The sequence below is a fragment of the Actinomadura madurae genome, assembly GCF_900115095.1.
Taxonomy (GTDB): domain Bacteria; phylum Actinomycetota; class Actinomycetes; order Streptosporangiales; family Streptosporangiaceae; genus Spirillospora; species Spirillospora madurae.
On record NZ_FOVH01000040.1, the window covers coordinates 1 to 13,620 of the forward strand.

The 13,620-nt window shown below is 65.9% G+C and carries 12 protein-coding genes; 2 read left to right on the plus strand and 10 right to left on the minus strand.

Features of this window, described 5'->3' with window-relative positions:
- Positions 1–64: 64 nt before the first annotated feature.
- Positions 65–1,843, minus strand: coding sequence for an IS481 family transposase (locus tag BM339_RS47015; RefSeq protein ID WP_143118649.1), 1,779 nt, complete (start codon positions 1,841–1,843; stop codon positions 65–67).
- Positions 1,844–2,204: 361 nt separating this feature from the next.
- Between BM339_RS47015 and BM339_RS49470 the strand changes: the two genes are divergently transcribed.
- A complete protein-coding gene (locus tag BM339_RS49470) occupies positions 2,205–2,771 on the plus strand; it encodes a hypothetical protein (protein ID WP_143118903.1) in 567 nt (188 codons plus the stop codon).
- A gap of 158 nt (positions 2,772–2,929) precedes the next feature.
- Here BM339_RS49470 and BM339_RS47020 read toward each other — a convergent pair whose 3' ends face one another.
- The 8 genes from BM339_RS47020 to BM339_RS47060 all read right to left on the minus strand — a co-directional run bounded on the left by BM339_RS47020 (position 2,930) and on the right by BM339_RS47060 (position 12,495).
- Complete coding sequence (locus BM339_RS47020) at positions 2,930–3,661, minus strand: PaeR7I family type II restriction endonuclease (protein WP_075025072.1); 732 nt, start codon at positions 3,659–3,661, stop codon at positions 2,930–2,932.
- A gap of 10 nt (positions 3,662–3,671) precedes the next feature.
- On the minus strand, positions 3,672–5,348 hold the full coding sequence (locus BM339_RS47025) for an Eco57I restriction-modification methylase domain-containing protein (protein ID WP_083598594.1): 1,677 nt from the start codon (positions 5,346–5,348) through the stop codon (positions 3,672–3,674).
- Positions 5,349–7,271: 1,923 nt separating this feature from the next.
- Positions 7,272–7,796, minus strand: a complete 525-nt coding sequence (locus tag BM339_RS47030) for a hypothetical protein (protein ID WP_143118904.1) — start codon at positions 7,794–7,796, stop codon at positions 7,272–7,274.
- Between the two features lie 294 nt (positions 7,797–8,090).
- Positions 8,091–8,813: a cation efflux transmembrane domain-containing protein gene (locus tag BM339_RS47035; protein WP_075025074.1), complete on the minus strand. Its 723-nt coding sequence runs from the start codon at positions 8,811–8,813 to the stop codon at positions 8,091–8,093.
- Positions 8,810–9,208: an ArsR/SmtB family transcription factor gene (locus BM339_RS47040; protein WP_024935859.1), complete on the minus strand. Its 399-nt coding sequence runs from the start codon at positions 9,206–9,208 to the stop codon at positions 8,810–8,812. The genes BM339_RS47035 and BM339_RS47040 overlap by 4 nt, the downstream gene beginning before the upstream one ends.
- A gap of 367 nt (positions 9,209–9,575) precedes the next feature.
- Positions 9,576–9,887 (minus strand): tyrosine-type recombinase/integrase, encoded by a 312-nt coding sequence (locus BM339_RS47045; protein ID WP_083598592.1) that lies wholly within the window; start codon positions 9,885–9,887, stop codon positions 9,576–9,578.
- Between the two features lie 349 nt (positions 9,888–10,236).
- Complete coding sequence (locus BM339_RS47055) at positions 10,237–11,100, minus strand: RNA polymerase sigma-70 factor (protein ID WP_075025080.1); 864 nt, start codon at positions 11,098–11,100, stop codon at positions 10,237–10,239.
- Between the two features lie 204 nt (positions 11,101–11,304).
- Positions 11,305–12,495 (minus strand): NAD(P)/FAD-dependent oxidoreductase, encoded by a 1,191-nt coding sequence (locus BM339_RS47060; RefSeq protein WP_075025077.1) that lies wholly within the window; start codon positions 12,493–12,495, stop codon positions 11,305–11,307.
- 254 nt (positions 12,496–12,749) lie between these two features.
- Between BM339_RS47060 and BM339_RS47065 the strand changes: the two genes are divergently transcribed.
- Complete coding sequence (locus BM339_RS47065; protein WP_075025078.1) at positions 12,750–13,127, plus strand: DoxX family protein; 378 nt, start codon at positions 12,750–12,752, stop codon at positions 13,125–13,127.
- 189 nt (positions 13,128–13,316) lie between these two features.
- On the opposite strand, the gene BM339_RS52930 is transcribed toward BM339_RS47065, so the two are convergent.
- Positions 13,317–13,620: transposase (locus BM339_RS52930; protein WP_143118905.1), on the minus strand; the 304-nt coding region annotated here is incomplete at its 5' end.

The window sequence follows — 13,620 nt, forward strand, 5'->3', positions numbered from 1 at the left end:
TGTCTAGTCCCAGGAGATGCTTGACGTTTTGGTCCCAGGACATGCTTGACGGATGTTCTAGGAATCATGGGGCGGCCTTGCGGGGCCGGTGAGCCTTGATGCTTCGGACGGGCTGGGTGGTGGTCCGGCGGACCGTCCGCACGTCGTCGTCGCCCAGTTCGATGGCCAGGGTGGTGTCGGCGACGTGGATGGTCACCACCCGGCCGGCGTGCAGGCGGCCCAGTGCGATCTTTTGCCCGGTGACCATGACCACGCCGCTGTTGCTGGCCCGCCGCTGAACGGTGACCGGTTCGGTGCGGGGCCGGGGCGGTGGACCGGCCCGCCGTAGTCCGCGCAGCGCCTGGACCTGGTCGGGTGTGAACGGGTTGGGGCGGGTGCGCAGCAGTTCGCGGGTTTGGGGGTCGAAGAACATCAGGGTGGCGGGTTCGATGCGGATGCCGACGCGGCGGCCGCGCAGGATCTCTGCGGCCAGCACCATGCGGCCGCCCAGGCCGACGTTGCCGTCCTTGTTGACGGTCCGGTCGACCTCTCCCGCCTCGCCGTCTTCGGGTGGCGGCAACGGGGGTGGCCCGGCTTTGCGGGCTCCGCGGGCGGCCAGTGCGGTCAGGTCGGCGGTCGACAGGTGTGAGCGCACGGATTTGATCCGGGACCCGGCGTTGAGCAGGTGGATGACATCGGTGTCGGCCCAGAACGTCACCGTGACACCGGCCTGGGCGGGGCCGAGCCAGAACTGGCGACCGGCCACGAACATGTTCCCGCTGGCCGGAACGGTTCGTTCGAACTCCACTGCCCCGCCGTCCCACACCCTTATCTGGGCGGCTTGCGCCTGCACATCGGTGCCGGCAGGGTCGGCGGGTTCGGCTTCTTGGGCGGCCGGTGGGACGGCGGCCAGGCGGACCGCGGCGGGCAGCCGCAACGGCAGCAGCTCCTGCTCGCCCTGGGCGGTGCGGGTGTCGAACCGGTCGGCCGGGAACGCCATGCCCAACGATTGATGCGGGCGGCGGGTGTTGTATTCGACCACCCAGCCCGCCACTGCAGCCCGGGCCGCAGGCAGGTCATCGAACGGCACCGCGTCATCCAGCAGCTCTCGCCGCAGACTCTGGTGGAACCGCTCGACCTTGCCCGTCGTGGTCGGTGAGCGAGGCTGCGTCAGCCGGTGCACGATGCCGTTGTCCCGGCAGATCCGGTCGAACAGCACCTCACCGCCATGCCCGAACCGGTCGGTGAACTGCTTGCCGTTATCGGTCAGCACCTCACCCGGCACCCCGAACTCACGCAACGCCGCCGCGAACGCCAGGCACACCGCCCGGCCCGTCGCCCGCGGCACCACCTCAGCGATCACACAGAACCGCGAATGGTCATCCACCCCGGTGACCACCTTGCACTCCGACCCATTGGCCAACAACACCCCGCCGACGATGTCCATCTGCCACAACGCCATCGGCTCCTCGCGCTCCCAGCGGCGAAACTCCTCCCGCTTGCGGCGCCGCCGGCCCGGCTCGATCAACCCATGCCGCACCAGCGCCCGATGCACGCCCATCCGCGACGGCACCGGCACCACACCCAGCCGACCGATCTCATGCACGATCCGCACCGGACCCCACCGCGGATGCTCCCGCCGCAGCTCACACACCACGGCCTCCACCTGCGCACTCATCTGACCCGGCGAAGACACCGGACGCCGGGACCGATCAGCCAGCCCCGCCAGCCCCTCAGCCCGATAACGCTTCACCCAGGCATGCACGCTCTGACGCGACACCCCGAACCGGGCCGCCACCTCGATCACCGGCACCCCCGCCAGCACCTGCAGCACCGCCCGATACCGCTGCTCCACCACCGACAACTCGACCAGGCCCAATCCCGGCCTCCCTGACACGCGACGCCCGCAAACGAACACGCGACAGCCAAGCCGAACAGGCACCCGTCAAGCATGTGATGGGACAGAGATGTCAAGCATGTCCCGGGACAGGACAGACCAGCGCGCCGGTGCCGGATGAGAACTTTCTTTACGTCTTCAAGGGCGCCCGCTACGCGGCCGCCGGCGGCCGCCCGCCCGGGCGCGCCGGGCATGCGGCCTGTCCCGTCCGGTCCCGCCGCGCCCGGGCGGGCGGCCCCTTGAGCGCAGCTGGCTGATAGTGGACATGTTCTAGCCCAACCGACACAATGCCACGCTCTCATTGGCAGCTGTACGTCATCATGTTTCTATGAGCCTCGCCGCGCCCATATGGGCAGCCCTGATCTCTGCCGGAGCATTGCTAACCGTCGCCTACGTGACCTATCGCACCCAGTACGCCCTTGCGTTTCTCCGCATCAGAGTTGACGTCGAGATAAAGCTAATCGATACAGACTTGAAGCATCTGGAAACATTGCTTAACTCATTCATCAATGCAGCTAATGCGGCGAATAGGTACGTGCTAGCCTCGCCAGATATCGACATCTCCGATTGGGATGCACGCAAGAAATATGTCTTCCCGATTGTGGACGACCTAGGCCGTGCGCGCGCAGAACTAAAAGCGGTAGGTGATTTCGAAGGTCGAGCGCTAGCCGTAGACGCTCTGCAATCCTTGGAAGAACTAACTTCGGCGGACAATGAAGACCGGAAGAGCCTGAAGAAAGCATGGAAGTCTGATTTGATTGGAGATGCCATTTACGCGATCAGTCGCGCCCGACTCGACCGTGTTGAGACGGTAAATCAAAATTGGCAGAATAAAACAAAAGGTGGGTCGAAGTTCAAACTCGGCAGCGCTTCACGTGAAGAGATCAACGGGTAGAGAGCAATTCTGTGGGGTTGACCGTGCGTGAAGCGGGGGCCTCGCGGCCCCCAGCCCCCCGCGGGCCGGAGGGCACGCCCGCGCGAAACTGTCTGTCACGCCGTCTCGCCGTTCGCGCGGGCGCACCCTCCGGGGCGGTGCACCTGCTAACGCGGATGCTATGAGTCGACGGGAAACCCCAACTCTCTGAGATAAGTAATCCGCGCGTTTATAGCGGCGGAAAAGTGTTTCCAATCGAGGCTTTCGACCAGCTCGATAGGTTGCGGACGCTTCTCCGAGGAAGTGACAAAGCAGACCGCGTCGTACAGCCCTTCTGCCATGAGACGTTCGCAGAAGAGCGAAAACCTTGTCTGATAGGACCGTCCGCGCCAGATCTCCTCGACGGGCGAAGCCCCTTCCATTAGACGCACCGGGGCACGGGAACCAGGAGCATCTTCCATGATGAAGAAGTAGCCAAGCCAAGGCTTCTCGCCCGGGTATAGGTCAGCGAGTACCGCACGCCTGAGGTCGACAGCGCTGCCTAGTGCCTCTTCTACCCGGTTGTTGTAGTTGTTGCCGAACGAAGGACCGCCGAGCGCCTTGAGTTCGAAGGCCGCAACAAGCGTGTTCCTGTGGGAGACCACAAGATCCCATTGCTTCTGTGGGCGGTAGTAGCCGGGAAGTTCCAGGCGATGTGACGTGGTAACGCGTATGTCTTCGGGCGGGTAGCCGGCGTCGAGGAAGAACTTGGCCAGGAGAGCGGCGATGTCGTCGAAATGCTTGCCACCACGTACGGAGCCCGCAGTGCCCGCGCCGACAGCATCTTTGATCTTCGATAGTTCTCGCTGTGACTGTTTGGCGCCCCAGTAAGCGGCAACCGCGTCCTCGAAGTCCTGTCGAGTGACTGCCAATGTGTTCCTTCTAGTCGGGGAGTTCTGCGAGCCCGTAGGCTCGCAGGGCTGCTTGCGTCGCGGCCTGGACGTCACGGCGTTCGAACGCAGCGGCCAATGCTGTGCCGGTCTCTTCATCGATCTCTGCAGGATCAGGGACGCGGATCTTACGCAGGTACTGGGCTTGGAACCGCAGAGTTCCGCCCCGCATCTTGACTGCGTACGCCGCCACGAATGCCTCAGCGACGTTGGACAGCAGCAAGCCGCCAAGTACCCGCAAGTCCCAAGTGTCGGAAACGATGAAGTACAGGTTGTGATGAGGGTACAGCCCGCCCTCATCCAGCACGGGGTGTATGACCTGCTTCATGTCTGGAAGCAAGAGCTTGGGACGAGTGTTGAGCCGAGGGTCGACCTTGTCGATCGTCTTGTACCAGCGGTCCGGCTGCTTTACGGCAACGTGACGCTTTCGCAGCACGGCTCCATGCTGGGCGAGATAGGCGCGTAGCCGAGGGTAGGCGGCCAAGTCGACCAGCCCACCCGTCACATCCCACGGATTGACCAGGTACATACCGCCCCAGTCCAAACGCCCGCTCGCCGTATCGCGGACCATGGCGAGCGGAAGCATGCGGTCTTCCTCGACGAGGTCAGGTTGATCAGTGATGAAAACCTTGTCCGCCCCGGTCGCAACGCCGATGCCGACGCGTGTTCCGGTGGTCTCGTCCTCCAGGAGCCGGAACCTATCGCTCAGATCCTCCAGAACAGCCAAGCGCGCAGGGGACGCCGCAGGCCAAGAGTCCTCGCCAGGGAACCAATGCGGTAGACGCGAAGCTTTGAACCCGGTAGCGGCGGCAGCCTCTTGTGCCGGGTCAGCCAACCATCTAAGAAGGTACCGCGCCTCGGACTGTCCGAACTCCCGAGTGGTATCCGCAACGATCGCGGGACCCTGTACGCCGTTGCGGATGATCGTGATGGCCGGGTAGGCGGCTACCTGGTCGTGGAACGCATCCACGTCATGCATCACAAGGACCAGGTCCATGCTGTAGCGCTGTGTCACCATCTGGCGGAGGCGCCGGCCATATTGATTGCGCATCCAGCGATCAGCGCAGATGAAGCCGAGCTTGCCGTCAGGCTTCAAGCTGCGAAGACCGACCTCATAGAACCCTATGTAGACATCGGCACGGCCGCCCATCGTCGGGCAGGCGGACCGGTAGGCCATCATGCGCTCGTCCGGTACATCCTCCAGCCGGATATAGGGAGGATTGCCGACGACGAAGTCAGCGTCACCCGCGCTGTGAGCGGCAAGAAGATAGTCGCCTTGGCTCACCCAGCCCCGCACGACGGCGCCAACCTCGCCGTGCTCCCAGCCGTCCGCCGTAAGCCGGTCGCGGACGAGCGTGCGCGACCGCTTCACGTTCTCGTCCAGCAGATCCAGCGCCCGAATCGCCCCGACCGCTTCCAACAGTGAGCGCCCATGAGCCCGGCATGACTTGCTCAGCCGCTCAACGATTGGGCCCAGGAACGCGCCCTCCCCACATGCCGGCTCGACGAGCCGCAGCCCAGCAAGATCACGATCAGCCGTGTAGCCCACAAGGTCGAGAATCAGCTCCACGACCCAGCGACGAGTGAAGACCTCACCGTGCCGAACAGCCTCCTGCAACGCCACCGGCAGCGGAGGCTCATCGACGTCGAACAGCGCTTGAGTGACCACCGGCCCGACGATACCGCCAGGCACGAGATACCCATGGCGACAACGTCAGCTTGTGGATATCCGTTGACGTTGGCCGCCCACGCGCCCCGAGGACGCACCCGTCCGGAGCGGTGTGGATGCTAACGCCGTTGCCAATAACGGGGTCGGATGACCTTGGACAGGTGTGGACGCGCGGGAGGTTGCCGCGCTGGTCAGGGGACCTGTGGGGACATGCCTGGACGGTCCTGATCTTGGTACGGATCAGACGGCGATGGTTAAGCCCTACGATCGCCACAGCGTGGTGGGGGTGGGCGCGCGGTTGGGGCGATCGCTACCGCGCGGCTTCCGCTGCTCGGGCCGTGGCCGGCCCTGCGCTCCGGGTCCGCTTGCCCTCGGGTGATCGGGTGCTGTCGCCGTTCCGAACCGGCCGGGGACGGCGCAGGTCAGCAGCTACGATGCCGTGCCATTAGCGTGCCATTAGGGGTGGTCATTGAGGGGTACTCACGGTCACTTGCGGAGCGGACGAATGCCAGGTCAGCGAGGGTGACGGCCGAGTTCGCAATGGTTCCCAAGCTGACAGCGCGGGTTCGATTCCCGTCACCCGCTCCCACCACAAAGGCCCAGGTCAGGGACATGATCCCCGAAGCCTGGGCCTTGGTCGTTCCGGTCACTCTCACGCTGCCGGGCAATTAAGCCACCGGCACCAGCGCCCCTGCCCGTCCGTCGCCGTCCGGACTGCCCGCCATCAGACCCCGGCGAGGCGCAGACCTCAAGAACGAGGCGGAGGGTCCCCCATCGGCGGTGCGTATGAGATGAGGTATACACACAACGCCGCACGCCCCTAAACCATAGTCATCCTCGCCGGACACCACCGGACCGCGAGGGCGCCGTGGATCAGCCTCCGCCGCCTCCATCGCCGCCCCCGCCGCCATCGGAGCTGCCCCCTCCGTCGCTTGAACCCGAGTCCCCGCCGTAGAAGGGCGGGGAGCCGCCGTACGATCGGCGCCTGGACGTGCCACCACGGGACCCGCCACCCGACGCCGCGACCATCAGGACGCACAGGACCACAAGCACGATCAGGAGGATTGCCCAACCCCCACCGTTCATCTCGTCTCCTTTTCGAAAGGCAGCTTTCGGAATTGGACGTCGCATTGGGTGGGCCGGTTCGTTGGAGGACCGGTCAGTTGATCGTGGTCACCCCCGGGGACAGGACCGTGTGCGCGGACCACCTCGCGCGCCACCGGGCGGCGTTGAGGTCGGCGGCCAGTCCCGCCCCTGCGGGAGACGTCCAGATGGCGACGAAGCGTGGGAGAGCACCCAGCTCAGCGCGTACGCGGCGGGCAATTAGCGGGCAATTAACCAGGGTGATCAGGGGTCAATCACGGTCACTTACGGTACCGTCGCGAGGCAGGTCAGCCGCCCAAGAGGGCATGATCGGTTTGGTTCCCAAGCTGACAGCGCGGGTTCGATTCCCGTCACCCGCTCCAACCGCGAAAGCCCAGGGCAAGGAGTAGGTCCCGGCCTGGGCCCTTGCTCGTTCTGCAGCCGTCCACGGCTCTCGTGCCCGAAGCGTGCCCCCGGCGCCGCCATCAGCCTGGTGGCCGAACTCATCGACGTCCCGCATCTGGTGTGAAAGAGCCTGAAATCAGCCGTCTGACGCCTCCGTGCGACAACACCTGCTTCCGCGCCCCGCCCCAGTTGAGACCGAGGAAGCCCGCACAACCTGGTGGGCCAGCGGGCAAGACCTAGGAGCGCCCCGCAGATCGCCGCGGAAAGAGAACGAACTTCTTTGCGTCTTCAAAGGGCACCGCTGCGCGCCGTCAGACGGCCGCTCGCACTGGCGCGCCGGGCGTGTGGTCTGTTTTGCCCGGTCCCGCCTCGTCGTCGGTCGTTCGCAATCGAGCTTGTGCGTTGAGGCGTTTTACCGGGGACTTTGAGAACAGGCTAGGAATTGGGTTTCGTTCGGGGCTCGACCGTGGTCGACTCGAAGGGGTGCGGCCACGGGGCTCCAAGGGCCGTCCACCATCTCAAGTAGGGCACACCCAACACCGACGGTTCAGCGCCCTCTTCGTCCCATGTCTCTGATACTTCGTCGAGGACCGATGGCTTCACGTCGAACAGCGCGGCCGCGGCGCGGCGGCTTTCCGCGGTGTCGTTGCTGGGTAGACCATCGCCTTTTTCGTCGATCGAGGCGACATGTACGGTCGTGCCGTCGGGGCCGAGAATTTCGTTGATCACGCCGTGTTCGTCGAAATCGGAGGCCGTGATCGCCCGCACTCCCCACGCTGGCAGCAGGTCGCCTACCACTGAAGACAATGTCACGCCGAAGTCGGCGAAAATGAAGACTCTCGACCCTTCGGAGACGACGTCGAGGGTCGAGTTGTGGGCATCCGCGAGTGCGAGTGTGAACTCCTCGGGGTCTCGCCCATCTTTTAGATCGATAACGGCCCAGCCGCTGAACGATGACACCATTCGATCGTATCAAGCTGTCGCTCCGGGGGTGCGGAACATGGGCAGTCGGACGGGAGGCTGAGGGAGATGCGGCGCGTGCTGCATTCTTCAGAACCTGGTTAGGACAGGAGCATGGTGTTGTGCGATTCGAGCGCGGTGGCCTGGAGCCGACCACGCTACTTACGTGATGGCGGGCCAGGGCGAAGATGGGGGAGGTCATCAGGTCGTGCGTTCGTGTGCGTTGACGTCGATCCGCCACGAGGCGCCTATCACGGCAATCGCTGCGACGTTCCGTCCTCGCGTTCTGTGTGGCTAGCAGCAGGCGCAGGCGGAGCCGCAGGCATCGCGGGCGTCAGGCATTGAGCCCCTGATGCCGTCGGACGTTGTGCCCTTGCGGGTGGGGACGGCGCAGCAGGCGTCGCCTCGCCAGGCGTCACGGCCTTCCTTGACCGCGACGGCCGCGATCACCAGCGCTGTGATCGGGTCGGCCCAGGCCCAGCCGAACAGTGCGTTGAGCGCCAGCCCGAGCAGCAGCACCGCTGACAGGTAGGTGCACAGCAAGGTTTGCTTCGAGTCGGCCACGGCGCTGGCCGAGCCCAACTCGCGGCCGGCGCGGCGTTGAGCAGCCGACAGAAACGGCATTACCAGCAGCGACAGCGCGGCCAGCACCAGGCCGGGCGTCGAGTGTTCCGCCTGTCCGGTGCCGAGCAGGGTGCGGACCGCGTCGACGGTGACATAGGCAGCCAGCGCGAAGAACGAGGCCGCGATGATGCGCAGCGCGCGATGCTCGCGACGTTCGACCACGGCCGGGTCACGCGCGGAGAACTGCCAGGCGACCGCGGCGGCCGAAGCGACCTCGATTAGCGAGTCGAGCCCGAACGCCACCAGCGCACCCGAAGACGCGACCGTACCAGCGGTGATCGCCGCAACCGCCTCAGCCACGTTGTAGGTGATCGTGGTGGCCACCAGCAGCCGCACCCGTCGCGCCAGCACCGCCCGGCGCCGAGGAGAAGGGCCCAGCGACAGCGTTGTCACGCCCGCACCTCAGCTCCGTTCGCGCACGCCCCCACGTCTTCACCGCCGTCGATGCCGTAGGTCGGGCACAGTGCAACGGCCTGATCTGTCGCGGCAAGAAGACGCTCGGCCGAGCGCAGCAGGTTCAGCAGTTCAGGGGTTGCGATGAAGTAGAACGACTGACGGCCCTCCGCGCGGTAGTCCACCAGCTTGCAGCCGCGCAGGCAGCCCAGGTGCTTCGACACCGTTGACTGAGCCAGCCCCAGCTCACGAGTCAGGTCGACCACGCGAGCCTCCCCACGTGTCAGCCGCTGCACGATCGACAGCCGTACCGGATCGGCCAACGAGTGAAACAGCGCCGCGGCTGGTGCGAGGGCGTCCAGCGAAGTCATTCTACATTCGGAATCAATCGCCATATAACGATGATATGCGTCGAACGTGGTCAGTCAAGCTTCTGGACCTGGGTCAACCGGTGAACGTCGCCGGTTCGATAGGACGGCCGGAGGGGGAGCGGTGGAGGCGTCTCGGCAGCAGCGGGCGCGGGTCAGCGCTTCGTCTGCGTGCTATTAGGGACGGTTAGTGAGGGGTACTCACGGTCATTGGAGGGACGGTCGAATGCCAGGTCAGCGGGGTGACGGCCGAGTTCGTCTTGGTTCCAAGGTGACAGCGCGGGTTCGATTCGCGTCACCCGCTTCACTGAGAAGGCCCAGGTCAGTGGCATAATCCTCCAGCCGGGTTTTGATCGTTTCGTTAGCCGATCAGCGCCGTGCAATTGGCGTGCAATTACGCCACCGGCATCGGCGGTCTCGCTGCCTCGTCGTCATCGTCGCCGTCCCGCTTCTGGTCGGCCTGGACGAGTGCGTTGAGCCCGTCTGTGATGGCCCGGTCAGCGCTGTTGGACCGATGCTTATACCGCAGCGCCGCCCGTTCGTTGTCATGGCCCATCCGCGCCATGAGGTTGCGCAGCGAGGCGCCCATGTCGGCGGCGAGGGTGTTGCGCGCGTGCCGAAGGTCATGGAAGTGCAGGTTCGGGACGCCGAGCGCCTCGACCACCGGCTTCCAGCGCGTGATCTTGTTGAAGGCGCTATGCCGCAGGGGCCCGCCTTGATGCCCGTGAACACGAGGGCATCGTCATCCTTCTTGGTGTACTTGGTCAGGTGCGTGACCAGGTGGGGGACGATCGCGTCGGGAATCGCGACCGCGCGCAGCCCCGCCTGTGGCTTGGTCAGCCCGAGGATCATCTGTCCGTTCGCCCGCTCGATATCGGCGCCGCGGACCTGGACCGTGCGGTTGACGATGTCGATGTCGCAGCGCTTGAGCGCGGTCACTTCCCCTCAGCGCTGACCTGCGAACGCGGCGAGGAGGATGAGGGCCCGGAGGCGGTCGTCACGGGTTACGTCCGCGTGCCGCTTGCGGGTGGTGAACGGTCGGATCGTGGCCGAATTCAACGGAGGGTGAGTGGGTTTTCGGCGTCGACGTGGGTCAGCTTGTGCGGGTTGCGGACGAGGTAGAGACCGGTGATGCGGGTGTCCTCGACCCGCACCGCGAGGACACCGTCGAGTTCCCCATCGACGTACAGCGCCAACGCCGAGCTGCCGTTGATCGCGGTTGGTTCGACGGTGAGCGCGACGTCGTGCTTGGCGAGACCCTTGACCGCGAACCGCGCGACCTTGTCCGCGCCGATGACGGGCCGTGGGGTGGCCTGCTTGATGCCGCCGCCGTCGCTGATCGCCACCACTTCGGGGGCGAGGACTTCGAGCAGGCCCTGCAGGTCCCGGGTCTCGAGCGCGCGCCGGAACGCGTCGACAACCGCCTGCGCCTCGCGTGGGGTGACCGTGCGGCGCGGTCGGCGGGCTTCGACGTGGCGGCGCGCACGGTGAGCGATCTGGTGCACGGCGGCGGGGGATTTCTCCACCGCAGCCGCGATCTCGTCATAACCAAGTCCGAACGCTTCGCGCAGCACGAATACCGCTCGTTCGGTCGGGGTCAAGGTTTCGAGTACGACCATCAGGCCCATCGACACGCTTTCGGCGAGTTCCACATCGGCGGCCATATCCGGAGTGGTGAGCAGCGGCTCCGGCAGCCAGGAGCCCACATACGCCTCCCGCCGGCGCCTTACCGAGCGCAGCCGGTTGAGCGCCTGCCGCGTGGTGATGCGAACCAGGTAGGCGCGCGGGTCGTCGATGTGCGCCGCGTCGACACCGACCCAACGCAACCAGGTCTCCTGCAGGACATCGTCGGCGTCTGCCCCGGATCCGAGCATCTCGTAAGCGACGGTGAACAGCAGATTGCGGTGCGCTATAAACATCTCCGTCGCCGCCAGGGTGGCTCGGTCACTGTCGCCGCGGCTCGCCGCCTCGCCCGTGGCCCGCCGGGCCGCATCGGCTTCACCTGTCGTGTGCATGAGTTCCTTTTCTGGAGCTGGTCGTGGGACCGGGGTGCACGATGCGCGGTGTTCTCGCTTCGAACGCCGCCGCACACCGTGCCACTGGTGATAGCGACGAAACAGCGTCTACTCGCTCGGTATCTTCACGTTCTCATTCCGGGCTCGTAGCAGGGCGGGCCGGTGTTCACCGTCCTTTGGCCAGTGGTGCGAGCCGGGCTTGCGCGCCTCGGTCACCAGGTGCTTGACACTGGCGGCGCACGAGAACTCCTTGAGCTTGCGGCCCATGAACCCGGTGAAGTACAGCCGTTTCGCCGTATCGTCCTTGTGCAGGAGCTGGAAAATCCCGACACCGCGCCCGAAACTGAAGCACATGGCCTGGAATGCCAGGTCGATCGGCGCAGGCCGCTCACCCGCGATCCGGGCCAGCACCGTGTCGGCGGCGTGGGCGCCCAGGCATCCAGCGATGTAGGCGCTCATGCGGAACGGCAGGTCCGATGGCGCCGACGCGTCACCTGCCGCGATGATGCGATCGCTGTCGATGCTGGTCAGCGTCTCGTCGGTGAGCAGCCGTCCGGCGGCGTCGGTGCGGAGCCCGCTGCGGTCGGCCAGATCGGGCACACCGAAACCCGCAGCCCAAACAGTCACCTGACTCGGCAGGGTGCGGCCGTCACCGAGTTCCACGGTTCCAGACCGCACCGCGGTGACCGACGTATCCGGGCCGTCGATCACCTCGACGCCCAGTCGGGCGAGGTATTTGCGGGCCGCGCGCCGGGCGCTGGGATGCATGTTCGGGCCGAGGACACCACCGCAGACCAGCCCGACACTGCGACCCTGTTCGGCGAGTTCCGCCGCGGTCTCGATGCCGACCGGGCCGCCTCCGACGACCGTCACCGCGGCCGTCGCGGGCGTGTCGGAGAGCACCGACCGCAGCCGCTGCGCGGCCTCCAAGGTCGCGACCGGATAAGCGAATTCGGCCGCGCCTGGCACCTGTAGTCCGCCGCCGAAGCTACCTACCGCATAGATCAGATAGTCGTAACCGATGCTGCCGGAGTCGGCGAGGGTCACGGTGCGCGCGGTCGCGTCGATACGCGCCGCAGTGCCGACCACCAGCTCGACACCCTCGGCGAGGACCTCCCGGTAGTCGACGATCGCATCGTGGGTCCCGCCCACCAGCTGGTGCAGCCGCAGCCGCGGGACGAACACCTGCCGCGGATTGATCACGGTCACCGTCACGTCGTCGCGCTGCGTCACACGATTGGCCGCCATCACCCCGGCGTAACCGCCGCCGACCACGACCACCTCGATCCTCTTGTCCATGGTGTCTCCTCCGACCCGAGTGGTTGAGAACAAGACACCGCATCGACGCAGATCCTGACGTTCTGTGAAGCAGATCACATCATCGGCCGGTTCTGTCAGAAAATCGCGACTGGCGGTGTCTTATGCCCGACCAGTCACACCATCGGGAAGCCGACAGGGATGCCCGCGAACGGCATGGTCTGGCAGCCCGTCGGCGATGAACGGCTCGGCGGATCGACGGCCGGTCCGAGTCGCCCCGCACCTGAAGGAACCTCATGGACCTCACCCTCTGGATCGTTGCCGGGCTACTTGCCGCCCTCGCCCTGTTCAGTGGCGCCACCAAAGCGTTCTTGCCTAAGTCCAAGCTGGACGAGTCAACGGATTGGACCGAGAGCGCAAGCGCCGGTTTCGTCAAAACCCTCGGAGGCCTCGAGATCCTGGCCGCGGTGGGCCTGATCCTGCCCGCAGCGCTCGACATTGCGCCGGTGATGGTGCCGGTGACCGCCGTCTGCTGGGTTCTATTGATGATCGGCGGGATGATCACCCACGCCCGCTACGGGCACTACAAGAACGTCGCGCTGTGTCTCGCCCTCCTCGCTGCGGCCGCCTTCGTGGCCTGGGGCCGCTTCGGCCCCGAGTCGTTCACCGGCTGAAATGAGGCGTGCCCGACCCTCCAGGGCACGCCTGCGACCCCGGCCTCGGACCTCGTCCGCCGGAGTCGTGCTACGCCCCGATCGCGGTGACACGGCCTCAAAAGACGAATAGCTGTGGCGGGCAAGCGCTGGCAGGCGCGACTCTGGGACTCCGCCACGCGGCTAAGTGCGTGTTTGAGAAGGATCTTGTTATAGGTATTCGAGGGGGCGCCGGCGTTGACGGACGGCGGGCTGCCCGCCGCGGGCCATGCGGCGGGTCATGAGGCCGATGGCGGCCCAGCGGATCATGGCTTCGCTGGTGGCGGGGTCGCGTTCGTAGTCGCGGGCCAGCCGCCGGTGCGCGGTCAACCACGCCAGAGTCCGCTCTACCGCCCACCGTCTGGGCAGTACGGCGAACCCTTTCTGATCAGCGGGTTTGCGGACGATGTCGATGGTGGTGCGGAGGGTCTGGGCGGACCAGCCGACCAGCCGTCCGGCGAAACCGGCGTCGGCG

Bases quoted from the DNA above. Each gene is read 5' to 3' on its own strand.
- BM339_RS49470 (WP_143118903.1), top strand. From the start codon at position 2,205: ATGAGCCTCGCCGCGCCCATATGGGCAGCCCTGATCTCTGCCGGAGCA.
- BM339_RS47040 (WP_024935859.1), bottom strand. From the start codon at position 9,208: ATGGCGATTGATTCCGAATGTAGAATGACTTCGCTGGACGCCCTCGCA.
- BM339_RS47055 (WP_075025080.1), bottom strand. From the start codon at position 11,100: ATGTTTATAGCGCACCGCAATCTGCTGTTCACCGTCGCTTACGAGATG.
- BM339_RS47060 (WP_075025077.1), bottom strand. From the start codon at position 12,495: ATGGACAAGAGGATCGAGGTGGTCGTGGTCGGCGGCGGTTACGCCGGG.
- BM339_RS47065 (WP_075025078.1), top strand. From the start codon at position 12,750: ATGGACCTCACCCTCTGGATCGTTGCCGGGCTACTTGCCGCCCTCGCC.